Annotated in this window: 22 protein-coding genes; 16 read left to right on the forward strand and 6 right to left on the reverse strand. The window is 44.1% G+C overall.

Annotated features, from left to right (window positions below; translation table 11 throughout):
* Window positions 1-17: 17 nt before the first annotated feature.
* The 3 genes from E7L17_RS07805 to E7L17_RS07815 all read left to right on the forward strand — a co-directional run bounded on the left by E7L17_RS07805 (window position 18) and on the right by E7L17_RS07815 (window position 3061).
* Complete coding sequence (locus E7L17_RS07805; RefSeq protein ID WP_316322696.1) at window positions 18-860, forward strand: fumarate hydratase; 843 nt, start codon at window positions 18-20, stop codon at window positions 858-860.
* 342 nt (window positions 861-1202) lie between these two features.
* The gene (gene hpf / locus E7L17_RS07810; RefSeq protein WP_316322697.1) at window positions 1203-1751 is read left to right on the forward strand and encodes a ribosome hibernation-promoting factor, HPF/YfiA family; all 549 of its coding nucleotides are present in this window, start codon (window positions 1203-1205) and stop codon (window positions 1749-1751) included.
* Window positions 1752-1939: 188 nt separating this feature from the next.
* Entirely contained in the window at window positions 1940-3061 is a 1122-nt protein-coding gene (locus tag E7L17_RS07815; RefSeq protein ID WP_316322698.1) for a class I SAM-dependent RNA methyltransferase, read from the forward strand.
* Window positions 3062-3430: 369 nt separating this feature from the next.
* Here the strand turns inward: E7L17_RS07815 and E7L17_RS07820 are convergent, their stop codons facing one another.
* Together E7L17_RS07820 and E7L17_RS07825 are read right to left on the reverse strand one after the other, a co-directional pair.
* A complete protein-coding gene (locus tag E7L17_RS07820; protein WP_316322699.1) occupies window positions 3431-4345 on the reverse strand; it encodes a hypothetical protein in 915 nt (304 codons plus the stop codon).
* A 4-nt stretch (window positions 4346-4349) separates the two neighbouring features.
* Window positions 4350-5384 (reverse strand): hypothetical protein, encoded by a 1035-nt coding sequence (locus tag E7L17_RS07825; RefSeq protein ID WP_316322700.1) that lies wholly within the window; start codon window positions 5382-5384, stop codon window positions 4350-4352.
* 379 nt (window positions 5385-5763) lie between these two features.
* On the opposite strand from E7L17_RS07825, the gene groES reads away from it, so the two are divergent.
* The 3 genes from groES (at window position 5764) to E7L17_RS07840 (ending at window position 8722) form a co-directional block, all read left to right on the forward strand.
* Window positions 5764-6048 (forward strand): co-chaperone GroES, encoded by a 285-nt coding sequence (gene groES, locus E7L17_RS07830; protein ID WP_085833043.1) that lies wholly within the window; start codon window positions 5764-5766, stop codon window positions 6046-6048.
* Window positions 6049-6086: 38 nt separating this feature from the next.
* Window positions 6087-7718: a chaperonin GroEL gene (groL, locus tag E7L17_RS07835; RefSeq protein ID WP_316322701.1), complete on the forward strand. Its 1632-nt coding sequence runs from the start codon at window positions 6087-6089 to the stop codon at window positions 7716-7718.
* Between the two features lie 176 nt (window positions 7719-7894).
* Window positions 7895-8722 carry a pyrroline-5-carboxylate reductase family protein gene (locus E7L17_RS07840; RefSeq protein ID WP_316322702.1) on the forward strand — a complete coding sequence of 276 codons (828 nt, stop codon included), beginning with the start codon at window positions 7895-7897 and terminating at the stop codon, window positions 8720-8722.
* A gap of 136 nt (window positions 8723-8858) precedes the next feature.
* On the opposite strand, the gene E7L17_RS07845 is transcribed toward E7L17_RS07840, so the two are convergent.
* On the reverse strand, window positions 8859-10325 hold the full coding sequence (locus tag E7L17_RS07845; protein ID WP_316322703.1) for an alanine/glycine:cation symporter family protein: 1467 nt from the start codon (window positions 10323-10325) through the stop codon (window positions 8859-8861).
* Between the two features lie 17 nt (window positions 10326-10342).
* Entirely contained in the window at window positions 10343-11272 is a 930-nt protein-coding gene (gene glsA / locus E7L17_RS07850) for a glutaminase A (protein WP_410470655.1), read from the reverse strand.
* A 310-nt stretch (window positions 11273-11582) separates the two neighbouring features.
* Between glsA and E7L17_RS07855 the strand changes: the two genes are divergently transcribed.
* The 9 genes from E7L17_RS07855 (at window position 11583) to purD (ending at window position 19979) form a co-directional block, all read left to right on the forward strand.
* Complete coding sequence (locus E7L17_RS07855) at window positions 11583-12551, forward strand: LysR family transcriptional regulator (RefSeq protein WP_316322705.1); 969 nt, start codon at window positions 11583-11585, stop codon at window positions 12549-12551.
* Between the two features lie 245 nt (window positions 12552-12796).
* A complete protein-coding gene (locus tag E7L17_RS07860; protein WP_316322706.1) occupies window positions 12797-13234 on the forward strand; it encodes an NfeD family protein in 438 nt (145 codons plus the stop codon).
* Window positions 13235-13260: 26 nt separating this feature from the next.
* Window positions 13261-14166: an SPFH domain-containing protein gene (locus E7L17_RS07865; RefSeq protein ID WP_316322707.1), complete on the forward strand. Its 906-nt coding sequence runs from the start codon at window positions 13261-13263 to the stop codon at window positions 14164-14166.
* A gap of 328 nt (window positions 14167-14494) precedes the next feature.
* Window positions 14495-15001: a 5-(carboxyamino)imidazole ribonucleotide mutase gene (purE, locus tag E7L17_RS07870; RefSeq protein ID WP_316322708.1), complete on the forward strand. Its 507-nt coding sequence runs from the start codon at window positions 14495-14497 to the stop codon at window positions 14999-15001.
* Window positions 15002-15040: 39 nt separating this feature from the next.
* Entirely contained in the window at window positions 15041-16075 is a 1035-nt protein-coding gene (gene purM / locus E7L17_RS07875; protein ID WP_316322709.1) for a phosphoribosylformylglycinamidine cyclo-ligase, read from the forward strand.
* Window positions 16069-16719 carry a phosphoribosylglycinamide formyltransferase gene (gene purN, locus E7L17_RS07880; RefSeq protein ID WP_316322710.1) on the forward strand — a complete coding sequence of 217 codons (651 nt, stop codon included), beginning with the start codon at window positions 16069-16071 and terminating at the stop codon, window positions 16717-16719. Before purM ends, purN begins: the two co-directional genes overlap by 7 nt.
* The gene (locus E7L17_RS07885) at window positions 16716-17426 is read left to right on the forward strand and encodes an IMP cyclohydrolase (protein WP_316322711.1); all 711 of its coding nucleotides are present in this window, start codon (window positions 16716-16718) and stop codon (window positions 17424-17426) included. The genes purN and E7L17_RS07885 overlap by 4 nt, the downstream gene beginning before the upstream one ends.
* Before the next feature lie 15 nt (window positions 17427-17441).
* Entirely contained in the window at window positions 17442-18614 is a 1173-nt protein-coding gene (locus E7L17_RS07890; protein ID WP_316322712.1) for a phosphoribosylaminoimidazolecarboxamide formyltransferase, read from the forward strand.
* 93 nt (window positions 18615-18707) lie between these two features.
* Entirely contained in the window at window positions 18708-19979 is a 1272-nt protein-coding gene (gene purD, locus E7L17_RS07895) for a phosphoribosylamine--glycine ligase (RefSeq protein ID WP_316322768.1), read from the forward strand.
* A gap of 102 nt (window positions 19980-20081) precedes the next feature.
* Here the strand turns inward: purD and E7L17_RS07900 are convergent, their stop codons facing one another.
* Entirely contained in the window at window positions 20082-20387 is a 306-nt protein-coding gene (locus tag E7L17_RS07900; RefSeq protein ID WP_085833056.1) for a hypothetical protein, read from the reverse strand.
* Window positions 20388-20557: 170 nt separating this feature from the next.
* Between E7L17_RS07900 and E7L17_RS07905 the strand changes: the two genes are divergently transcribed.
* Window positions 20558-21970 carry an MATE family efflux transporter gene (locus E7L17_RS07905; protein WP_316322713.1) on the forward strand — a complete coding sequence of 471 codons (1413 nt, stop codon included), beginning with the start codon at window positions 20558-20560 and terminating at the stop codon, window positions 21968-21970.
* Between the two features lie 126 nt (window positions 21971-22096).
* Here E7L17_RS07905 and E7L17_RS07910 read toward each other — a convergent pair whose 3' ends face one another.
* A complete protein-coding gene (locus E7L17_RS07910) occupies window positions 22097-22717 on the reverse strand; it encodes a peptidase C39 (RefSeq protein WP_316322714.1) in 621 nt (206 codons plus the stop codon).

Consider the following 22717-nt stretch of genomic DNA (forward strand, 5'->3'; position numbering starts at 1 on the left):
AAAGGAGTTGGAATGATATGAGAGAGGTTTCCGTTTCCCTCATTAGCGACGAGTTGTGCAACATGTTCATTGAAGCGAACCGTGAGCTGTCCGGCGATTTGGAGAGCTGCATCCGCTGCTCGGTTCAAAAAGAAAGCAACCCGCTTGGGAAGTCTATATTAGAGGATTTGTGCGAAAACCTAGATGCCGCAAGGCGCTTGAATCTGCCGATTTGCCAGGATACCGGTATGGCAGTTGTGTTTGCAGAGATAGGCCAGGAGGTTCATCTCACCGGCGGTTCGTTTGAAGACGCTGTAAATGAGGGTGTTCGCCGCGGCTATGTGGAAGGCTTGCTTCGCTTGTCCGTTGTGGGTGACCCGCTTCGGCGAATCAATACAGAGGATAATACACCAGCTGTACTGCATACCCGTATTGTACCAGGTGACCGCGTAACCCTTACTGCCTGCCCCAAAGGCTTTGGCAGTGAAAATATGAGCCGCTTGAAAATGATGACACCTGCCGCTGGGCCGCAGCAGATGATTGACTTTGTAACTGAAACCGTCCGCCTTGCAGGCGGAAATCCTTGCCCGCCCGTAGTGCTGGGCGTTGGAATCGGCGGCGATTTTGAATATTGCGCTCAGCTGGCGAAAAAAGCGCTTTGCCGCCCGCTCGATGAGCCGAATCCCGACCCGTTTTATCGGGAGCTAGAGGAAAGTATGCTCAAAGCGGTAAATGAGCTCAACGTTGGCCCGCAAGGGTTTGGCGGTAACGTAACTGCACTGGCGGTAAATATAGAGACCTTTGCAACCCACATTGCCGGTTTGCCGGTAGCGGTTAACGTGGGCTGCCATGTGACTCGACATAAAAAAATAACTATCTAGATTACTTTAATATAAGCAATTGAGAGCAGAAAAGACCATTTAAAACTGAACCGGATATGCGGTACCGTATACAAGTAATATTAGGAATGTAGTGGTGCTAATATAGGGTAAATAAAACAGCGATTATTATTATTTTAATGATATAATGATTACTTTTATAAAGTGGTTTGTTCTAACAGCAATTTATATTTGGTAATTTACACATAAAAAAATAATCATTTCGTGTCGAACTACTTCTATTTTTTCAGTAGTTATGTTATAATACATTCAGAGAGTTCGGGTGAATTTTCAGGAATTTGTTCCGAAAACTCAGCGATTTCCATTTGCAAAGGAGATGCGTACATGAATATCACAATTACTGGACGTAAGGTAACACTGAAAGATCATTTTAAGAACCTAGCAACAAAAAAGCTCTCTCGCTTTGACAAGATTTTTGATGAAGACGCAGATGCTCATGTGGTGGTAACGTTGGAGCGTAACCGCCAGACGGTTGAAATCACCATCCGGAGCAAAGGCATGATTTATCGTGCAGAAGCTACCGATTTTGAAATGAACGATGCGCTGGATCAGGTTGTTAGCGCATTGGGGCGTCAGATTCGCAAAAACAAGACTCGTTTGGACAAGCAGATTCATTCTGCGGCACTGGATCAGCTCGTGTTGGAAATCCCTGAGGAGGCTGAGCCTGCATCAGCAGCAGAAGACGATGAATACCGCGTTGTTCGTACCAAGCACTTCCCCGTAAAACCTCTTACTTTGGAAGAGGCAATTTTGCAGATGAACCTGTTGGGGCATCAGTTTTACATGTTCCGCAACGGTACTACGGGTGAAATTAACGTAGTATATCAGCGCAAAAACGGTGATTACGGTTTATTAGAGCCAGACGTGGAATAATAGAGTGAGTCAGCGGGGGCCGTATTAGACTGCGGCCTCCGTTTTATTTCTCGGGTAAGAAGTAAAATACTTGCCCGTTTCTTTATGGAATAACAGATAGCAGAGAGCATTTCGCCAGTTGTGGCGGGTGCTGGTATCTTGTTTTAGAGTTTATTACTATACTTTTTCAGAATACGGAGAGAAACACAATGGATCAATTTCAACTGGTATGCCCATGCCTGCTTGGCGTAGAAGGCCTCGTGGCGGAAGAACTGCGAGACATGGGTGCGCAGCAGGTAGAGCCGCAAAACGGGCGTGTGGTTTTTGCGGGCAGCCCCGAAATACTGGCGCGGGCAAACATTTGCTCCCGTTATAGCGAGCGTGTGCTCGTGCTGCTTGGCACGTTCCGTGCCGTCACCTTTGAGCAGCTTTTCCAAGGGGTGAAGGCATTGCCTTGGGAACAGTGGATCGACAAAAAGGATCGCTTCCCGGTAAAGGGGCGTTCGCTTAGCTCGCAGCTTTCCAGCGTTCCGGACTGCCAGTCTATCATCAAAAAGGCCATTGTGGAACGCCTAAAGCTGAAATACCGTGTGCCGTGGTTTGAGGAATCCGGCGATATGTATCAGGTACAGTTCCTCATTTTAAAAGACACAGTTAGTGTCATGCTCGACACAAGCGGTGTGGGCTTGCATAAGCGCGGTTACCGCCCCAATGCGGCAGAAGCGCCGATTAAAGAAACGCTTGCGGCAACAATGGCTAAGCTTGCTCGCCTTTGGCCGGATTCCCACGTGTACGACCCGTTTTGCGGTTCGGGCACCATTCTCATTGAATCCGCTTTGCTTGCCATGAACATTGCGCCCGGCCTGCAGCGTTCCTTCGCGGCACAAAGCTGGAAGGGAATTGACGAAAGTGTATGGGTTCAGGAGAAAGCACGCGCACAGGATTTGGTAAAGCGCGACAGCACATTCCTCGCCACCGGCTACGACATTGATGGCGCCGCCGTTGCGCTAACACTGGAAAATGCAAAGAAAGCAGGCGTTATTGCTCACGTTCGTGCAGAAAAACGCGACATTCGCGATTTTGCAGAGGATAGAGAGCGTGGCTGTGTGATTTGCAACCCCCCTTACGGTGAGCGCCTGCTCGATTTAAGCGAGGCCGAAGAACTTTACCGAGAAATGGGTAAGCACTTTTTACCCAAGCGTGGCTGGAGCTACCACATCATCAGTCCGGATGAAACCTTTGAAGGCTGCTTTGGCCGCCCGGCGGACAAGCGCCGCAAGCTATACAACGGCATGATTAAATGCCAGCTGTTTAGTTACTTTAAAGCGTAAATAAGAATTGTAAAAGGGCAGGATTTCATATGAAATCCTGCCCTTTTATCGCAAGACAAGCACCGGCTGTTTGATTGAAATGTCAGCAGCGACGGCGAATTACTCTCGCATTTACACCAGGGATGTTTAATTAGTTGACATTTATTATTCCTCAGACATTTTTTTTATTAATTGGACATACTATATAATACAATTTTAATAAAAAGGTGGACGGAAGATGAGCTTAATTAAAATAATTTCTTATCCTAATTTGGCTAATGTAGAGAAAACGTTTAATGCTTGGAGTTCCGAGAATAGAGTAAATATTTTTAATATAAAATTTAGCGTTTCAAGTCATGAAGATGATTTGTGGTATAGTATAGTCATATTCTACGAATCTGTTAATGAAGAATAAAAACCATATATTGTGATTTTTTGAATTATTATTGATAGCCAATTTAACATGCAAGGATTTATTGAGCAGAAATACTCACTAATATCATAATTATTTGAACTAAAGTTTTCTTGGCCTTGACCAATTAGCATATGAAAAAATCGATTTCTCGTAGTAATAAAAAAGTCAAGTACATTTTCAAATGTGACTTCTAGTATACCATTTTCTATTACATAAGGAACCCTAGTATAAACTCGAGAACAATCACTTATCAAATAATCCAACGAATTACTTAAGGAAAGATTAGTTTCAAATTTATAACTTAGTGTGGTTGTTTCATCATCGAATAATACTTTAAGAAATTTTTGAAAAAATTTAAGCTCACTGGCAGTATCGCCAGAAAAAAACTTTTTAAGGTCTTGAAAGCTCCCTTTATAATTCCTTGATTTCGCTGCATACAGCATCGGAAAGCTATAGGATATATATTCAAGACATCTATATAAGTGTGCGAATGCAGTTATTGGTGATTGGTGTTGATTGATAAAATAATTAGAAATTTCAAATAATACTTTTTCATGAACATCGTGATTACGACGATTTTGAGTAAAATACTTATCAATAATTTCTTTGTTTTCAATTATATCTATTTGATTATCACTATTACTAAATATATCGCTAATGGCACTATAAGTAATGGTACCTGTTGAAGCATAAGGAAGAAGTAAATAATTAGCTCTTGGCTTAGTCAAAGCTCCAGAATTTTTTTTAAAATCTATTTGACCTAACAGAACACGAAGCAAGAGTGCTTCATTCGTTGCTGTAGGTAATTGCATAGATAATGGCAATTTATCTTGTTTTGAGTCTGAAAATCGTTCTTGATATTCATATATCCCTACATTTCGCATCTTCATGTTATTATATCTCCATTGAAATTTTGTCAAGCAATCTATTATTATCCATAACAGATAACTTCTCATAGTTTTCAAAGAAGTATTTCACCATACGTCTTCGAGCCATTCCTAATTTTATTTTTGAAACATCGATAGATGAAAATGCATTTTCAAATAATATTAATGAATTCACAAGTTCGTCATGAGGAGTATTACGTATTTCTTCAAATTGACTGGACATAGCTGCAGAAAAACCTATAAAATTATTAGGGGTTTTAAACCAATTTTTTAGAAAAGTATTCTCCATACATCCACTCACATAACTTATTATATCGTGATATTGAGTTTCTCTCTTCGTAATATTGGAGTCCATGATTTGATCAGTAATAAGTTCGTCCATCTTGGACTCAATTATTTTTTGGTTATCGATATTAACTGAGGCACTTATGTATGCGATATATGCTTTTATTAAATTTTCTTTATTCATAGTAGCTTCATTAGATAACTTTTTACTTAATTTATTTTGTTTTTCTGTAACAGAAATAATAGAAAGATTATCAAAGTCGAATATATTATTTGCCAAAACTTCTATTTGGTGTCTTGCTGTCATAGGCTTTTGACCATTATTTAATGTAACCATACGATACAATAATTTATCCATTGAACCACATATCAAAACATTAAAATATATTGGCCTAGATGAATCAAAATCTGGCATTGATGCAACACGCTTTAACGTGTTAAGACGTTGAATACCATCCAAAACGAAAGCGTTATCAAGCAGTTGTAAAAAATATTCAATATTATCGTCCGTATAAAAAGGTAATTTATCCTTACTAATATCTTTTTTAATTGCAATAGTTAAAAAGGGCATAATACACCCATTAACTATATCGTTTTCAAGTCTACTATAAAACGACTTACGTAATGGATTTCTTTGAAAATCCAGTTTATCTATCAATGGAACAAGTTTTTTCAATGCAAAATCATAATCAGCAGTAGCAGTCAAATAAACACTTTGAATAACCTTGTCATAACTTTCGTCTAATAGTTTAAACATAGAATAGCTCCTCCTGAATTTTTAAGTAAATAAAACTAAGTTGTTGTTACTTAATGCTTTATAATTATAATACTTTACAACTTTTGGTTGAAAAATGCAATCTACATCAAAGTTCAGATTTAGTTGTTATTAATTCTGTGGTCTCTTACTAGCTAGGCCGGAGGCTTTATTTGCCTTTAAATGAATCAGGAAAAATTTGAGAGGAAAGCTAAACTCATTAGGGGACAAGCAATTGTAAAAAAATTATGAAATTCCCGTTTTTAGGAAAAAACCTCTTGATTTTTATGGAAGCAACGGATAAAATAAGTCTTAGCACTCGAGGATATTGAGTGCTAAACCAAATCAATCATTTAGATTTTTTATAAGGAGGAAATAGGAAATGACGATCAAACCACTTTCCGACAGAGTTCTGATTAAAATGGAAGAAGCAGAGGAAACCACAAAAAGCGGTATCCTGCTTGCTGGCTCCGCAAAAGAGAAGCCCCAAATCGCGGCTGTTATCGCGGTTGGCCCCGGCGGTATGGTAGACGGCAAAGAAGTTACCATGTACGTTAAGGTGGGCGATAAGGTCATCAGCAGCAAATATGCCGGAACAGAAGTGAAAATCGACGGTGAAGAGTACACCATTGTACGGCAGTCCGATATTCTTGCTGTTGTGGAATGATTTATCATTTTGATATTTAAATTTAGGAGGAATACAGTATGGCAAAGCAGATTATTTTTGATGTAGAAGCCAGAAAAGCTCTGATGAGCGGCGTGAACCAGCTGGCCGATACCGTTAAGATTACCTTGGGACCGAAAGGCCGCAACGTAGTGCTCGATAAAAAGTTTGGTGCTCCCCTCATCACTAACGATGGTGTAACCATTGCAAAAGAAATTGAGCTTGAGGATCCCTTTGAGAACATGGGCGCTCAGCTTGTAAAAGAAGTTGCAATCAAAACCAACGACGTAGCCGGTGACGGTACCACTACCGCTACCCTGCTTGCACAGGCTTTGGTTCGCGAGGGCATGAAGAATCTGGCTGCCGGTGCAAACCCCATGATTCTGCGCAAAGGCATTCAGAAGGCAGTTGATACAGCGGTTGAGGCTGTTATCCACAATTCTAAGAAGGTTACTGGCTCTGAAGATATTGCCAGAGTTGCAACCGTTTCTTCTGCAGATGAGTATATTGGTAAGCTGATTGCAGAAGCAATGGAGAAAGTAAGCGCCGACGGAGTTATTACCGTTGAAGAGTCTAAAACTGCTGAAACATACTCTGAGGTTGTAGAGGGCATGCAGTTTGACCGTGGCTACATCACCCCTTATATGGTTACCGATACCAATAAGATGGAAGCCGTTATCGATGATGCTTATATCCTCATTACCGATAAGAAGATTTCCAACATTCAGGAGATTCTGCCCCTGCTCGAGAGCATCGTACAGTCTGGCAAAAAGCTCGTTATGATTGCTGAGGACATTGAGGGTGAGGCTCTCACCACTTTGATTCTCAATAAGCTGCGTGGCACCTTTACCTGCGTTGGCGTAAAGGCTCCCGGCTTTGGCGACAGAAGAAAAGAAATGCTTCGCGACATCGCGGTTTTAACCGGTGGTCAGGTTATCTCCGAAGAGCTTGGTCTCGAGCTGAAGGATACCACCATTGCTCAGTTAGGTCGTGCTCGCCAGGTGAAGGTTGATAAAGAAAACACCATCATTGTTGACGGTGCAGGCGACTCGAATGAAATCAAAGACAGAGTTGCTCAGATTCGTTCTCAGCTTGAAACCACTACCTCCGACTTCGACCGTGAGAAGCTGCAAGAGCGCCTTGCAAAGCTTGCTGGCGGTGTTGCAGTCATCAAGGTTGGTGCTGCTACCGAAGTAGAGATGAAAGATAAGAAGCTGCGTATTGAAGATGCTCTGGCAGCTACCAAGGCAGCTGTGGAAGAAGGCATTGTAGCCGGCGGCGGCGTTGCCCTTATCAATGCAATTTCTCCCGTACAGAAGCTAATGGAAACTGTAACCGGCGACGAAAAGACCGGTGTGCAGATTGTTCTGAAGGCTTTGGAAGAGCCCCTGCGCCAGATTGCTGCAAACGCAGGCCTCGAAGGTTCTGTTATTGTTGAAAACCTGAAGAGAGAGAATAAGGTTGGCTATGGCTTTAACGCACTCACTCAGGAATACGGCGACATGATTACACAGGGTATCGTAGATCCTACAAAGGTATCTCGTTCCGCTCTGCAGAATGCCGCTTCTATCGCTGCTATGATTCTGACCACCGAATCCTTGGTGGCAGATAAGAAGGAGCCGGTTGCTGCTCCCGCAATGCCTGCTGACGGCGGCATGGGCGGTATGTACTAATATCGAGCACTTGTATTTAAAAAAGGTGATACCAAAAGGTATCACCTTTTTACTTATATTTATATTTGAAAATGAAGACTGACCAATGTAATAAGCGTTCAAAAACAGATGAAAAAATATTCTATTTATAGAATTACTTTCAAATAGAATATATAACGAAATGGAGAGAAAACACGATGGGAGAATCAAATATACAATTGCTGAGTCGCTTCAAAATAGGAATTGTTGGTTGTGGGCATCTAGGACAATCGATTGCTCAGTCGCTTTTGAAACATGGGCTAGAGAGAGAAAACCTTTTGATTTCAAGCAGAGGAAGCCAGAAGACTCTTGAAAATCTAAGAGCGGCGGGTTTGTTGCAAAATCTTACAACGAATCAAATGATATTTGAGCAAGCTGGTATTGTATTGATTACAATTCGTCCTCAAGATATTTTGGAACTGGAAAAAATAGTAGTACCGGAAAAGACCCTGATTGTCTCCTGTATGGCAGGTGTATCCATCGATTTTATTCATTCTGTATTGGATACTCCTGTTTACCGAATGATGTTTAGCGGCCCTGACACCATAGCACAGGACAATGGTGTTGCGTCTATGTTTCCAGAACATGATCTATTAAAGCAGTTATTGCAAGGTATGAATCTCGAATACGTGAAGAGTGCAAGTGAAACGGATTTGGATGTTTTTACTGCTGGAGTGTGTTTGCCTGCTGCACTATTAAAAATTGGCCAAGTTGATATTCAAAGTTCCCTGAATGCGATTCAATCGGAATATCCTTTATTTACAGAGCTTTATCAATGGGCGGCAAGTATTTTACCGGATTTTAAAACTGATATGGAAAAGAATCAATATATTGAGAAAATGATTACAAAGGGAGGTGTTACCGAAGCAATTATCAACAGTCTCTCAATTGGAGAATCCTTTGAGACTGCATTATGTAACGGTGTGAAACGAACCCGAGAAATTTCGAAAGAAATACAAGAGTCGATTCACCCAGATCTTTCATGATAAATGAAATCAGGTTAAGAAATAGCAAAAGGCGAAGGCTTATGCCCTTGCCTTTTGCTATCTCTATTGTTATAGGAGCTTTTAGTCTACAATAAGCAGTAAATAACACGTTTAAATAAAAGGGAATGTTTTTCTATTATCCTTTTAAAGTTGATTCTACCGGTTCAGATTCTGGCAGGGCTTCTCGATTTACATTCCAGCAGTCCGTATCGTGAATTCCAATACTGGGCGCGTAGAAATAAATATGTTCTTTGCCTTGTTTTTTCTGCGACTCGTAGTCCTTTAACACCTTAATTGCAGTATTGGCCAAAATCATCAAAGCGGGAAAGTTAAATAGAACCATGATTGCCATTGTAAAATCTGCTACGTTCCAAGCCAGCTCTGCGGTCATCAGACAGCCAATGCAAACCGCAGCCACAATGCTCAAGCGGAACAATGTAGAGGGGGAACGGTGCCAGATATAATACACATTGGTTTCCACATAATACACATTACCTATGATAGTACCAAACGCAAAGAAGAATACCGAAATGGAAACAAACCAAAGACCGAATGCACCAAACTGTGATTCAACCGCCGCCTGTACCAAGGGCATGGCGTAGCTCCCGTCTTTTCCATCCCAAGAAACGCCGGGGCATAGAATGAGAAGGGCTGTGGCCGTGCAAAGAATAAGGGTATCAATATGTACTGCCAGCATTTGAACCAGCCCTTGCTTTGCAGGGTGCGTGTCGTCTACGGTACCGGCAGCGTTGGGCGCACTACCCATACCGGCTTCATTTGAATACAAACCACGGCGCAGGCCGATGGAGATTGCAGTACCTGAAAAACCACCGCTAACGGATTCAAAGTTAAATGCCATAGCGAAAATTTGGCCGAACACATGGGGAAGTCTCTGTACATTCAAGAAAATAACGGCTAAGCTTACGAGCAAAAAGCCAACAGCCATAATTGGTACAATTACTTCTGATACCTTTGCAATAATTTTTTGCCCGCCAAATACTGCGTAGGCAGTGAGAAGAGTCATAATAATGGCGGAGCCATAGGCTACCCACGGTGAATTCCCAAAATTGCGCTGCAAAGAAGCGGTTACCGCATTCGCTTGCAGCATTTGGAAGCCATAGGAGAAGGTGATAATTAAAGAGACTGCAAACACCACGCCTACCCAGCGGCGCTTGAATATTTTTACTAGGTAGTACGAGGGGCCTCCTTGAAAGCCGCCTTCCGGCGTTCTTACCTTATAAAGCTGTGCTAGTGTGCTTTCCACAAAGGCAGAGGCGCCGCCCAAAGCCGCTGTCATCCACATCCAGAAAATAGCTCCCGGGCCTCCCAGAATGATGGCTGACGCTACACCAGTAATGTTGCCAACACCCAAGCGCGAGGCGCATGAGACCATCAGTGCCTGAAAACCAGAAACAGATTCCTTGTTATCGTTGTCTTGAAATAAAAGGCGAATTCCTTCTCTTGCCATTCGGAATTGAACGATGCGAGTGCGTATGGAAAAGTATATGCCAGTAAAGAGAAGTAAAACTAGTAGTACGCTGCCATACAAAAAGCCATTGGTTGTGTTAAGTAGTTGATTCAGTTGTTCCGCAAAAACACTCATATTATTACCCCTTTAATTTACACCGCAGTGTATGTTTTGCTTGCAAAAGAATGCAGATTCATTTTGCCAGAGAGATACTCCAGCATGTGTGTTCCACCAATGCTGTTCCCTTTTTGGTTAAGAACCGGCCCGTAGGTTGCGATTCCTATGCCTTGTTCGGTTGCCGCTACAATCCCACCTCCTACTCCGCTTTTGGATGGGATTCCTGCCTTTACGGCGAATTCGCCAGATTCATCGTACATACCGCAGGTTAGCATCAATGTTTTTACAATACGTACAATCCATTCCTCCAGCATTTGTGTGCCGGTAATGGGGTCAAAGCCATCGTTTGCTAGTATTAATCCGTATCTGGCCAAATCCTCAGTAGTTACCTCTACCGAGCACATACGAAAATACTGGTCTAGAACCTGTTCGGGGTCTCCCTCCAGTATTTGGTCACTTTGCAGAAGATACGCAATAGAACGGTTCCGCATTCCGGTTCGTTTTTCTGAAAGGTAGACCGATTCGTTTAACGCAATGGTATCGCGAAAACAAAGTTGGCGAACGAGCGAAAGGAATTCCTCAAAAGGGTCTTGCAGATTAATGCAGCTAACGGTTACGATTGCTCCTGCATTAATCATGGGATTAAATGGAGGGAGCTGTTTGGTTTCGAGCTGCACAATGCTGTCAAAACAGTCTCCTGTTGGTTCCATTCCCACCTTACTAAAGACTGTTTCGTAACCTGCTGTTTTTAGTGCGAGTATGAGTGAAAAGGTTTTTGCTATGCTTTGCATGGTAAACGGAAGCTGAAAATCACCCGCTTGGTAAGTGCTGCCATCCGGCAGCATCAGGCAGACTCCCAAGTGGCATGGGTCTGCTTTGGCAAGCTCCGGTATATAATTGGCAACCTTTCCGCTTGAGAGATATTTTCTGCCGTAAATCAATGCATCTTGTAAAATAGAATCCACTGATTGTGCCATCAACATAAAATTACCCCTTGACTGAACTGTTTTTTATGGAATATTATTATATTAGCACAACTAGGTAATATTTGGTAATACTAAATCATGATAGCGCTTATCGCGAATTCCTATAAGGAAGAATACATAAGTGCAATCTTTTTATGGTATCTTTACAAAAGAGTATATTATAAAAGATATTTTAATTAATAAAATTCGTCATAATTGTTATTTTTATTTTATATTTTTCTAATTCAATATTATTTATTTGAATATTTGTTCTATGATGAACGAGGGTATGAAAAAGGAGGAGCTTTTGTTGGAAATAAAGTATTTAAAATACTTTCAGGCTGTTGCGGCCTATGGCTCCATTAATCAGGCGGCCAAGGTTATGTATGTATCTCAGCCACACCTCAGCCACATTATAAAAGAGGTGGAGGAGGAAGCCGGCTTCGAGCTGTTTCAGCGTACCAAACAAGGATGTGTTCTTACTAAAAACGGAAAAGAATACTTAAAGCACTGTGAGGTAATCTTAAAAGAAATAGATAACCTAAAAAAACTAACGAGTGAGATTCAATCAGACAAGAGCATTATGAGCATCTCTATGACAAAGTTTTCGCATACGGCGGAGTGTTTTAACCGCGTTTGTTGCCGCTACTGGGATTTGGAGCATTATTCGTACCGTTTAAATGAAGACTCCACCATGAATGTAATCGAAGATGTAATCAATGGCAGCTCGAATGTAGGTGTTATACATTTTGCATCTCATGATGAAAATATGATGCAAAAGCTTTTTGAAAATAAAGAGTTGGAGTTCCGACCGTTGGCAACATTTTTGCCTTATGTATGTATCTCTAGTGACCACGAGCTGCTTGACGGTAACCGCAGTATTGATATTACCGAGCTAAAGAATTATGGTTTTGTGCGCTACTTAGGGCAGTTTGAGGATTTTATTTACCATATCACCACAGAGAATCTTCATCTTGATTTAAACGATTCTTCGCGGATTGTATATGTAAATGATCGTGCTGAGCAAATGAATCTAATTTCTACTGGTGGTTTTTTTACCATTGGAATTTCTGCTTTTACAGACCAAAATTCATTGTATGGAGTCGTTTCAGTTCCACTAATGAACTGTTCGGAGCAAATACTATTTGGCATTATTACAAAGCGCAATACAAAGCTTACTGAGGTTGAACAGGAATTTATAAACGAAGTAACGGAGAGCTACCGTAAGCTGCAAATGAGAGAAAACCAAACCACTGGCTCTTCTCATGCGGCTGACTAAAAATGCATTCTTTTTTCTATTTCAGAATAAAAGCGGTGAAAAAGACGGAAATTACAAACAAAGTAGAAATATTTTGATGGTATTCCCGAATGGTATCAATGCTGAAATTTGCTTTCAAAGAGCATTTATGGTAAACTAAAACCATAACAATGTAAGAAAGCAAAGGAAAGTGCCTTTGTGGAAATAGGGTGCTTTTCCACGTAAGAAGCTGGCTTTCAGCTTCATACTCTTCGGGAGGTGTTACAATGGAGGCATATTATCCCTTTATTTGGCTAGCAGTAATTGTAGGCGCAGCTATTTTAGAGGCTGTAACGGTGCAATTGGTTTCTATTTGGATGGTAGTAGGCGGTATTGCGGCGCTTATCGCAAACCTTTTGGGCGCGCCCATTTGGATTCAAACCGGTACGTTTGCAATTGTAACTACGCTTACACTTGCAATTACCCGCCCCTTAGTTAAAAAATTGCTCAACAGTAAACGGGTAGACACCAATGCTGGCCGCTATATTGGCAAATCTGGTATTGTAATAAGCGAAATAAATAACGAAAAAGGTGTGGGCCAGGTTACGGTAATGGGCAGTGTTTGGTCTGCCCGTTCGGAAAGCGGAGAGCTAATTACAGAAGGAAGTAATATTCAGGTGCTGCGTATTGAAGGTGTAAAACTGATTGTAGAACCTGAAGTTTAAAGCTATATTTTAGAGGAGGTTACCTTATGGGATGGATTGTTTTTGCTACGCTCATTTTAATTGTTCTTATTGTTATTATTTCTAACATTAAGATTGTACCGCAGGCGCATTCCTATGTTTTGGAGCGCCTTGGCGCCTACCACGCAACGTGGGAAACCGGCTTGCACGTAAAGATTCCGTTTTTGGATCGTATTTCGAAAAAGGTGTCTTTAAAAGAACAGGTTATTGATTTCCCCCCTCAGCCCGTTATTACAAAAGATAACGTAACTATGCAGATTGATACCGTGGTCTATTTTCAAATTACAGACCCCAAGCTCTACACCTATGGCGTAGAGCGCCCAATTTCTGCAATTGAGAACCTGAGCGCCACCACTTTGCGTAATATTATTGGTGAGCTGGAGCTGGATACCACACTGACTTCTCGTGATGTAATCAATACGAAAATTCGTGTTGTTCTGGATGAAGCAACAGATGCTTGGGGTATTAAGGTAAACCGTGTTGAGCTTAAAAACATTTTGCCGCCGCCTGCGATTCAGGATTCCATGGAGAAGCAGATGAAGGCAGAGCGTGACCGCCGCGCCATTATTTTGGATGCAGAAGGCCAGAAGCGCAGCGCGATTTTGATTGCGGAAGGACAGAAGGAAGCAGTTATTCTTGCTGCGGATGCACAGAAGCAGGCTCATATTCTGGAGGCGGAAGGTGAAGCAAAGGCAATTCTATCGGTTCAGGAAGCATTGGCAGACAGCCTTAAGCTACTAAACGCCGCAGCTCCCAGTGACCGCGTGATTGCCCTAAAGGGGCTGGAAGCGTTTGAAAAAGCAGCTGACGGTAAGGCAACTAAGATTATTATTCCTTCCGAAATACAGGGTTTGGCCGGTCTTGCAACATCCATGAAAGAACTTTTCACGGGCGATCCGCAGGATGAAAAATAAGAGCGCGCAAAATAGACAAAATAGCTGTTAATTCAAAAGAAAAGCTCATGATAACCTTACGAACTTATGATTTTTGAGGCTGCGTCTATTGCATTTTACTTGTTTTTAACCTAAACTGAAAGGGATGGATTACTCAGGAGAGACCGGAGGGAAAGGCATGAAATCGGTTGTGTTGATTTTCACCAGTCTGAAAAAATATGCCGGACAAAACCGGGCTTCTGATTAAACAGGGCAGACTGCACCCATTTGGGTGTGGTCTGCTTTTTGCTTTTTTATTCTGGCAGTAGAGGCATCAAGTATTATGATTTGAAAAAAGGAGTGCTGTTTCATGTCAAGCGGAAAAAAGGTTGCGGTTATTATGGGCAGTGACAGTGATTTTGCGGTTGTTTCCGCCGCAATTAAGCGGCTCAAAGCATATGAGGTACCCACTGAGGTGCATGTAATGTCGGCGCATCGAACACCGCTAATGGCGGCGGAGTTCGCAACAAATGCGAGAGCAGAGGGCTTTGGCGTTATTATTGCTGCAGCAGGCAAGGCGGCGCATCTTGCAGGCGTGCTTGCGGCACACACCACACTCCCCGTAATTGGGATTCCGATTAAGTGTTCCACGCTCGATGGTCTTGACGCTCTGCTTGCTACCGTGCAAATGCCCAGTGGCGTGCCGGTTGCAACTGTTGCGATAGATGGGGCAGACAATGCGGCTTTGCTGGCAATTCAAATGCTTTCTCTTTCGGATGATGTTTTGGCCGAAAAGCTGGAGCAGATGAAGCAGAAAATGGCGGAGGAAGTTACCAAGAAAGACGATGCCATTCAGGCGGCAGTGAATGCTCTGTAATTCATTTTGTTTTAGGATATAAAAAGTAGGGGGAAGGGTATGAAAAGTTTTAGCGAAAGCTATAAAGCAGCGGGGGTAGACGTAACCGCTGGGTACCGTGCGGTAGAGTTAATGAAAAGCCATGTTGCCAGAACAACCACACCTGGTGTTTTGTCTGGTTTGGGTGGTTTTGGGGGACTGTTTTGTCCCGATTTAACCGGGATGAAGGAGCCTGTGCTTGTTTCTGGTACGGACGGTGTAGGAACAAAGCTGCGACTCGCTTTTTTGATGGATCGCCACGATACCATTGGCATTGACTGCGTTGCCATGTGTGTAAACGATGTTATCTGCGGCGGCGCGCAGCCACTGTTTTTCCTCGATTATCTGGCGGTGGGGAAAAACCAGCCGGAAAAAATTGAGAAAATTGTTGCCGGTGTGGCGGAGGGCTGCGTGCAGTCTGGCTGTGCATTGGTTGGTGGCGAGACAGCCGAAATGCCCGGTTTTTACCCCGAGGACGAATACGATTTGGCCGGCTTCTGTGTAGGAATGGTAGACCGTTCGAAAATTATTGACGGCTCGCAGATGCAGACCGGAGATGTTATTTTGGGTCTTGCCTCCTCTGGTGTGCATTCCAACGGTTTCTCTCTGGTGCGCAAGGTGTTCCGTTTGGAAACTGGGAATGTAGAACGCCACGTAGAAGAGCTGGGCAGAACACTGGGAGAAGAGCTCCTCACCCCTACGAAGATATATGTAAAATCTGTTCTGAATTTACAAAAGAACTGTAACGTAAAGGCGGTTTCACACATCACTGGTGGTGGCTTCTATGAAAATATACCCCGTATGATGAAAGAGGGAATGACCGCCAAAATTGAGAAAGCCGCGTTGCCTTCTCTGCCGATTTTCCATTTACTGCAGTCTGTTGGGAACATTCCGGAGCACGATATGTTTAATACCTTTAATATGGGTGTTGGCATGTGCATCGTTGTTTCTCGTGAGGAAGCAGATAAGGCTGCCGCCTTACTGCGTGAGGCGGGCGAAACAGTATATGTGATCGGTCAGGTGGAGCAGGGCACGGAGGGTGTTGTTCTATGCTGAATATTGTGGTGCTGGTTTCCGGTGGGGGAACCAACCTGCAGGCTTTAATAGATGCCGAACGCCGGGGAGAAATCCCCGGTGGGCGGCTTTCGTGCGTCATTTCCAGCAGAGCAGATGCGTACGCCCTTACCCGTGCCGAGCAGGCAGGGATAGCGGGTGAGGTTCTGCGCCGGGGTGATTTTGAAAGCCAGCCCGCTTATGACCACGCCCTGTTAATGCTCTTGGAGCGCTATCAGGCAGATTTGGTGGTGCTTGCCGGCTTTATGACGATAATTGGGGATGAGGTAATCGGTCGCTACCGCAATCGAATGATGAATATTCACCCCTCGTTAATCCCCTCGTTTTGTGGGGAGGGCTTCTTTGGCCAACGCGTTCACCGTGCCGCTTTGGAGCGCGGCGTGCGTGTAACAGGGGCAACCGTTCACTTTGTAAATGAGGTGTGCGACGGCGGGCCAATTATTCTTCAGCAAGCAGTAGAAATTCAGGACGATGACACGCCAGAAACACTGCAAAAGCGAGTGATGGAGCAGGCGGAATGGAAAATCCTACCCCGCGCTGTGGCGATGTTCTGCGAAGGCCGGCTTTCGGTTGCCGGTAACCGCGTGATACAAATGAATATGGAACAACGGGAGGATGCCAAATGACAACCAAAACGATAGAACAGGCCCTTATGGGCAATGGGTACCCCGGGCGCGGAATTATTCTGGGCAAAACACCAGAGGGCACACATGCCTTAATTGCCTATTTTATTATGGGGCGCAGTGAAAACAGCCGCAACCGCGTGTTTGTACGCGACGGTGACGGGCTGCGTACACAAGCGTTTGACCCTTCCAAGCTATCTGACCCGTCGCTGATTATTTATTCTCCGGTGCGCGTGATTGGCTCTGAGGTGATTGTAACAAATGGCGACCAAACTGATACCGTACATGATTACCTGCGCCGTGGCGAAACCTTTGAGGATGCACTGAGAAGCCGCACCTTCGAACCGGATGAACCGAATTTTACACCCCGTATTTCCGGCTGGATGAATGCTAGTACCGAATTTGCCTATCGTTTGTCCATCTTAAAAAGTGCTGGGGGCAATCCTTCCTCGGCTCAGCGCATGTTCTTTGAATATGAAACCCCAGCAAGCGGGCAGGGGCACCTCATTCATACTTACCGCTGCGACGGAAGCCCCATTCCGTCCTTTGAGGGTGAGCCGGTTTGTGTTCAAGTTCCACAGGAGCTGGAGGAGTTTACCCAGCAGGTTTGGAACTCTCTTAACACAGAGAATCGGGTTTCGTTGTTCACCCGCCGCATTCGTCTGTCGAACGGCGAAACAGAGTCCCGAATTATCAATAAGAATCACTAAGGGGAGGCAAACATAATGGAACTGATGCTTAAATACGGCTGCAATCCCAACCAAACACCCTCTCGAATTTATCGCGAGGACGGCGGTGAGCTGCCGGTTACAGTGCTCAACGGCAGGCCGGGTTACATTAATTTTCTGGATGCACTCAATAGTTGGCAGTTAGTCAAAGAGCTGAAAGCGGCAACGGGTCTTCCTGCGGCAGCATCCTTTAAGCACGTTAGCCCCGCCGGTGCGGCAGTTGCCGTACCAATGTCTCCCGAGCTGAAGAAAAGCTGCTTTGTAGATGACTTAGATCTTTCTCCGCTGGCTTGTGCGTATGCCAGAGCCCGCGGAGCAGACCGTATGTCTTCTTATGGGGATTGGATCGCTCTTTCGGATGAATGCGATGCGCAGACCGCCCAGCTTATCTCGCGTGAGGTATCCGACGGTGTGATAGCGCCCAGCTATTCGAAAGAAGCGCTAGAAATTCTGAAAACAAAGCGCAAGGGCAATTATAGTGTAATACAGATAAACCAAGATTACATTCCCGCACCTGTTGAGCACAAGGATGTATTTGGAATCACCTTTGAACAGGGTAGGAATAACGCAGTGATTGATGAAGCTCTGCTTACAAACTTTGCTACCGATTGCAAGGAGTTTACACCGGAAGCAAAGCGCGACCTCTTGGTGGCTTTAATTACCCTTAAATATACGCAGTCGAACTCTGTGTGCTACGCCAAGGATGGACAGGCCATCGGCGTGGGCGCCGGGCAGCAGTCTCGTATTCACTGCACTCGGTTAGCAGGCGGTAAGGCAGATTTGTGGCATTTGCGCCAGCACCCGCAGGTGCTTGGGTTGCCCTTCCGTGCGGACATTCGCCGCCCGGATCGTGACAATACCATCGATGTATACCTTTCGGACGACGCAGAGGATGTATTGGCAGATGGCATTTGGCAGCAATTCTTTACCGAATGCCCCGCACCGCTCACCCGTGAAGAAAAGCGCCGTTACCTTTCCGGCATTACGGGCGTATCGCTTGGTTCTGACGCATTCTTCCCCTTTGGCGATAATATTGAGCGTGCTCACCGCAGCGGTGTATCATATATTGCACAGCCCGGCGGTTCCATTCGCGACGATAATGTAATTGAAACCTGCAATAAATATGGCATCGCCATGGCATTTACCGGCATACGGTTGTTCCACCACTAATCGTCCTAACACCCTATAAGCATGGGCTCCTCTGCACTGTGAGGAGGACCGATGGCTGTTTGTCATGAGTTTAAAACAGGAGCGTGTGAAAATATGAAGGTACTGGTAATTGGCGGCGGCGGTCGCGAGCATGCGTTGGTGCGCAAGCTGAAAGAAAGCCCCAAGCTTACAAAAATTTGGTGTGCGCCCGGCAATGGCGGTATTGCCCATGACGCAGAATGTGTGGATATAAAGGTAACAGATATTCCAGGAGTCGTTGAGTTTGCAAAAGCAAATCAGGTTGATTTGGTGGTTGTTGCACCGGATGACCCTCTTGCAGCCGGAATGGTAGACGCCCTTGAGGCGGTTGGAATTCGTGCATTTGGCCCGCATAAGGCAGCGGCACAAATTGAGGCGAGCAAGGTGTTCTCCAAAAATCTGATGGAGAAGTACAACATTCCTACGGCGGGGTACCAAGTATTTACCGAGCCGGAGGCCGCACTTTCTGAGATTCGCCGTGAGAACAGCTACCCGGTTGTGATTAAAGCGGATGGGCTTGCTCTGGGTAAAGGCGTTGTTATCGCGCAGGATTACGCCGAGGCCGAGCAGGCAGTTCGCTCTATGATGGAAGATAAAATATTTGGGGACTCCGGCAGCCGCATCGTGCTCGAAGAGTTCCTTACCGGGCCGGAGGTTTCGGTGCTGGCCTTTACAGATGGCAAGTGCGTGCGGCCCATGGTATCATCCAAAGACCATAAGCGCGCTCTGGATAACGACGAGGGTGCCAATACCGGCGGAATGGGAACCATCAGCCCCAATCCGTTTTACGATGAAGAAACCGCTCGTGAGTGTATGGAGACCATTTTCCTGCCTACCATCGAGGCGATGAATGCAGAGGGGCATCCCTTTAAAGGTTGCTTGTATTTTGGACTGATGCTCACTCCCAAGGGTCCGCGCGTGATTGAGTATAACGCCCGCTTTGGTGACCCGGAAACACAGGTGGTTTTGCCTCGCCTGAAGAGCGATTTGCTCGAGATTATGGAAGCGGTTATCGATGAGCGATTAGAGCAGCAGCAGATTGAGTGGTCGCAGCAGGCGGCTGCCTGTGTGGTAATGGCCTCTGGCGGTTACCCTGCGCAGTACCAAAAAGGATTGGTACTTAGCGGGTTGAATGAAGAGGCACAAGTAGAGGGTGCAACAGTATACCATGCGGGTACAGCGCTTCACGGAGAAGAGCTTGTAACAAACGGTGGCCGTGTACTGGGTGTAACTGCTACGGGCAGTACTTTGGAAGAAGCGCTGGAAAAAGCATATAAAGCGGTTTCGGGAATTCATTTTGAGGGTGCTCACTACCGCCGCGATATTGGTAAAATTCAAAAGTCTTAAAGCTAGTGTAAAATGCATTTAAGAGAAAAAAAGCCGCCGGGAGCATTCCCGGCGGTTTCAAATGTTTTATTGCATTTGGGTGTACATATGGGTACAATCGGCTTATTCTGAGAGAGCCCTCTGAAGCCAAGCGTCGGCAATATCCATTGCCAGATAAAGCCCCTCTTTTTCACTGGATTTAACAATTTGTTTGCGGGCACGAATGTCGGGGTTGGTATACATTAACTGAATGCCGACTTTATCGGCAACATCCATATCCAGCACACGTTTTTTGCTCTTGATTTCTAATTTTACCACATACTTATCTTTCATGCTTCCATAATAAAGCACATCTCCGCAACGAACTAGAGGCTTTCCGCGGTAGGTGGGGAAATTTGTGGTGTTCTCTTTTCCGTTTTCGTTACTCAAACTGACAACCTCCCATCATTCATATTGTGAACTAAAATTATAACATAGACAGGTCTAGAAGTAAAGTGGATTCCCTGTGATTACTGCCAAAAAAAGGTAATAGGGTAGGGGGAATGGCTTTATTTCTCTGAGCGGTTTTAAAAAAGATAACGTCTTCCAGGAGTGTATACATGCAAATATTAAATAGCGATTTAAAAGAAAATAAAATGGGAACCGCATCGGTAGGAGGGCTTATTGCCGGTATGGCTGTGCCCGCCATGTTCTCCATGATGGTTCAGGCTCTTTATAATATTGTTGATAGTTATTTTGTTGCGAAAATTAGTGAGGAAGCCCTAAATGCGGTATCGTTGGCATTTCCCATTCAGACATTGCTCGTTGCTTTTGGTATCGGAACCGGTGTTGGTATTAACTCACTTGTTTCACGCCGCCTTGGCGAAGGCCGTAGGGACGATGCAAGCAGTGCAGCAACACACGGCATTTTGCTTGCTTTCGTAAACTGGATTATCTTTGCACTGTTTGGTTTCTTTTTTGCACGCCAGTTTATTGAAGGATTTTCAACCGACCAAACGGTAATAGAAGACGGAACAAGATTTGTTCAAATCATTTGCATTTTTTCCTTTGGGGTATTTGTTGAATTCAATGTAGAAAAAACGTTGCAGGCTACCGGCAATATGATTTATCCCATGGTATTCCAACTAATTGGTGCATTAACCAGCCTGATTTTAGACCCGATTTTCATCTTTGGTTGGTTTGGTGTTCCTGCAATGGGGGTACCGGGTGCGGCAATTGCTAACGTAATTGCGCAGTGCATTGCCATGATGGTATCCTTGACTGTTTTGCTGAAGAAAAGACATGAAGTGAAAGTGAGCTTTCGAAAGTTTCACTTTGATTTTAAAATAGTACGTGAAATTTATGCTGTGGGTATTCCTACAATTATTATGCAGTCCATTGCATCGGTCATGGTAATGGGGATGAACCTCATTCTTGTTCGCTTTACCGATACGGCAGTGACGCTGTTTGGCATTTATTTTAAGCTGCAATCGTTTGTGTTTATGCCGGTATTTGGCCTCATGCAGGGTATGATGCCAATCTTAGGGTATAATTATGGTGCAAAAAAGAAAGACAGAATGGTAAAAGCCATTCGCATTGGCCTTGTGGTAAGCTCGCTGATTATGGCTGCGGGTGTATTCCTTTTCTGGGTGTACCCAAAGCAGCTGCTCCTTATCTTTGAGGCATCCCCTGAAATGATACACATTGGTGTACCTGCCTTGCGCATTATTAGCCTTTGCTTTATTCCTGCCGCCATTGGCATTACATTTAGTACGGTATTTCAGGCGCTGGGAAAAGGGATATACAGCCTTGCGATTTCTTTGCTGCGCCAAATGATTGTGCTGTTGCCCGCAGCATATTTACTGGCTCATTTTTCATTGGAATCCGTTTGGTATTCGTTCCCAATAGCAGAAGTATTTTCTCTAGCGGCAAGTTTGCTGATGTTCCGCTATGTATATGTGGGGCATATTCGTACGTTAATGGAGCAAAAATCCGCTATGCCGGAATGGGCTTCGGATGGAAGAAATCTGTAAAACCGAATACTACATGTAAGAGCCTTGTTTCTAAAAAAGAAACAAGGCTCTTTTGTGGGTGAATAATATAGTAAGAATACATTTCAATTATTAAATAGAGAAGAGGAAGCTCAGATTTTTATTATATCAAATAAAATACTCAATGGTTTTGGTTGGCGTTTTTTGTGTTTCGGTATTAAAGAATAAGATAGCTTCTCTGGTATCGATGGGGCCAAGTGCATAGGGGCCTTTTCCAGAATTGTTTAAAAGCACATTGGCTACACGGCGATTTTGGCTAAAAGGCATGTCCGTTATTATATCAATGCCATCTACTTGAAAGGGCTTTTTACGGTAGTAAGGGTCAAATAGAGAAATACTATCTTTATTATCGTCTGTTAAAAGTACATAATGCCAGTAGCCATATCGCAGCCGAACAACCACTGCGCCACCTTGCTGAAGAGCAGAAACAATTTTGCTGTTCTGGTGAATGCACACTTCGTGCCCAGTTAGGTAATCACAATGGATGGGAAATTTCTTCACCTTACCAAACTGGTTCAGCCAGTCGCTTAAAAACATCATAGCCATGCGAGATGTTCCGTTTTTGCCGAATTCGCCTTTTCCATTGTAGGAGTCCAAGCAGTAAAGCATAATATGTTTTATAATATCCGGCGGGATTTCCTCCCGCCGGAACAAATAGCTAAGGGCATTGAGCAGTGTAGTAGGGCCGCAATCATATTCTGTGGTTTGGTAATTCAGCGGATTTTTCAT

The sequence above is a fragment of the Clostridium sp. genome, assembly GCF_032576335.1.
Taxonomy (GTDB): Bacteria; Bacillota; Clostridia; order Oscillospirales; family Acutalibacteraceae; genus Faecalispora.

What these genes read in the sequence shown, in the direction of transcription:
- E7L17_RS07805 (WP_316322696.1), top strand. Translation starts at nt 18, where the DNA reads ATGAGAGAGGTTTCCGTTTCCCTCATTAGCGACGAGTTGTGCAACATG.
- hpf (WP_316322697.1), top strand. Translation starts at nt 1,203, where the DNA reads ATGAATATCACAATTACTGGACGTAAGGTAACACTGAAAGATCATTTT.
- E7L17_RS07815 (WP_316322698.1), top strand. Translation starts at nt 1,940, where the DNA reads ATGGATCAATTTCAACTGGTATGCCCATGCCTGCTTGGCGTAGAAGGC.
- E7L17_RS07820 (WP_316322699.1), bottom strand. Translation starts at nt 4,345, where the DNA reads ATGAAGATGCGAAATGTAGGGATATATGAATATCAAGAACGATTTTCA.
- E7L17_RS07825 (WP_316322700.1), bottom strand. Translation starts at nt 5,384, where the DNA reads ATGTTTAAACTATTAGACGAAAGTTATGACAAGGTTATTCAAAGTGTT.
- groES (WP_085833043.1), top strand. Translation starts at nt 5,764, where the DNA reads ATGACGATCAAACCACTTTCCGACAGAGTTCTGATTAAAATGGAAGAA.
- groL (WP_316322701.1), top strand. Translation starts at nt 6,087, where the DNA reads ATGGCAAAGCAGATTATTTTTGATGTAGAAGCCAGAAAAGCTCTGATG.
- E7L17_RS07840 (WP_316322702.1), top strand. Translation starts at nt 7,895, where the DNA reads ATGGGAGAATCAAATATACAATTGCTGAGTCGCTTCAAAATAGGAATT.
- E7L17_RS07845 (WP_316322703.1), bottom strand. Translation starts at nt 10,325, where the DNA reads ATGAGTGTTTTTGCGGAACAACTGAATCAACTACTTAACACAACCAAT.
- E7L17_RS07860 (WP_316322706.1), top strand. Translation starts at nt 12,797, where the DNA reads ATGGAGGCATATTATCCCTTTATTTGGCTAGCAGTAATTGTAGGCGCA.
- E7L17_RS07865 (WP_316322707.1), top strand. Translation starts at nt 13,261, where the DNA reads ATGGGATGGATTGTTTTTGCTACGCTCATTTTAATTGTTCTTATTGTT.
- purE (WP_316322708.1), top strand. Translation starts at nt 14,495, where the DNA reads ATGTCAAGCGGAAAAAAGGTTGCGGTTATTATGGGCAGTGACAGTGAT.
- purM (WP_316322709.1), top strand. Translation starts at nt 15,041, where the DNA reads ATGAAAAGTTTTAGCGAAAGCTATAAAGCAGCGGGGGTAGACGTAACC.
- purN (WP_316322710.1), top strand. Translation starts at nt 16,069, where the DNA reads ATGCTGAATATTGTGGTGCTGGTTTCCGGTGGGGGAACCAACCTGCAG.
- E7L17_RS07885 (WP_316322711.1), top strand. Translation starts at nt 16,716, where the DNA reads ATGACAACCAAAACGATAGAACAGGCCCTTATGGGCAATGGGTACCCC.
- E7L17_RS07890 (WP_316322712.1), top strand. Translation starts at nt 17,442, where the DNA reads ATGGAACTGATGCTTAAATACGGCTGCAATCCCAACCAAACACCCTCT.
- purD (WP_316322768.1), top strand. Translation starts at nt 18,708, where the DNA reads ATGAAGGTACTGGTAATTGGCGGCGGCGGTCGCGAGCATGCGTTGGTG.
- E7L17_RS07905 (WP_316322713.1), top strand. Translation starts at nt 20,558, where the DNA reads ATGCAAATATTAAATAGCGATTTAAAAGAAAATAAAATGGGAACCGCA.
- E7L17_RS07910 (WP_316322714.1), bottom strand. Translation starts at nt 22,717, where the DNA reads ATGAAAAATCCGCTGAATTACCAAACCACAGAATATGATTGCGGCCCT.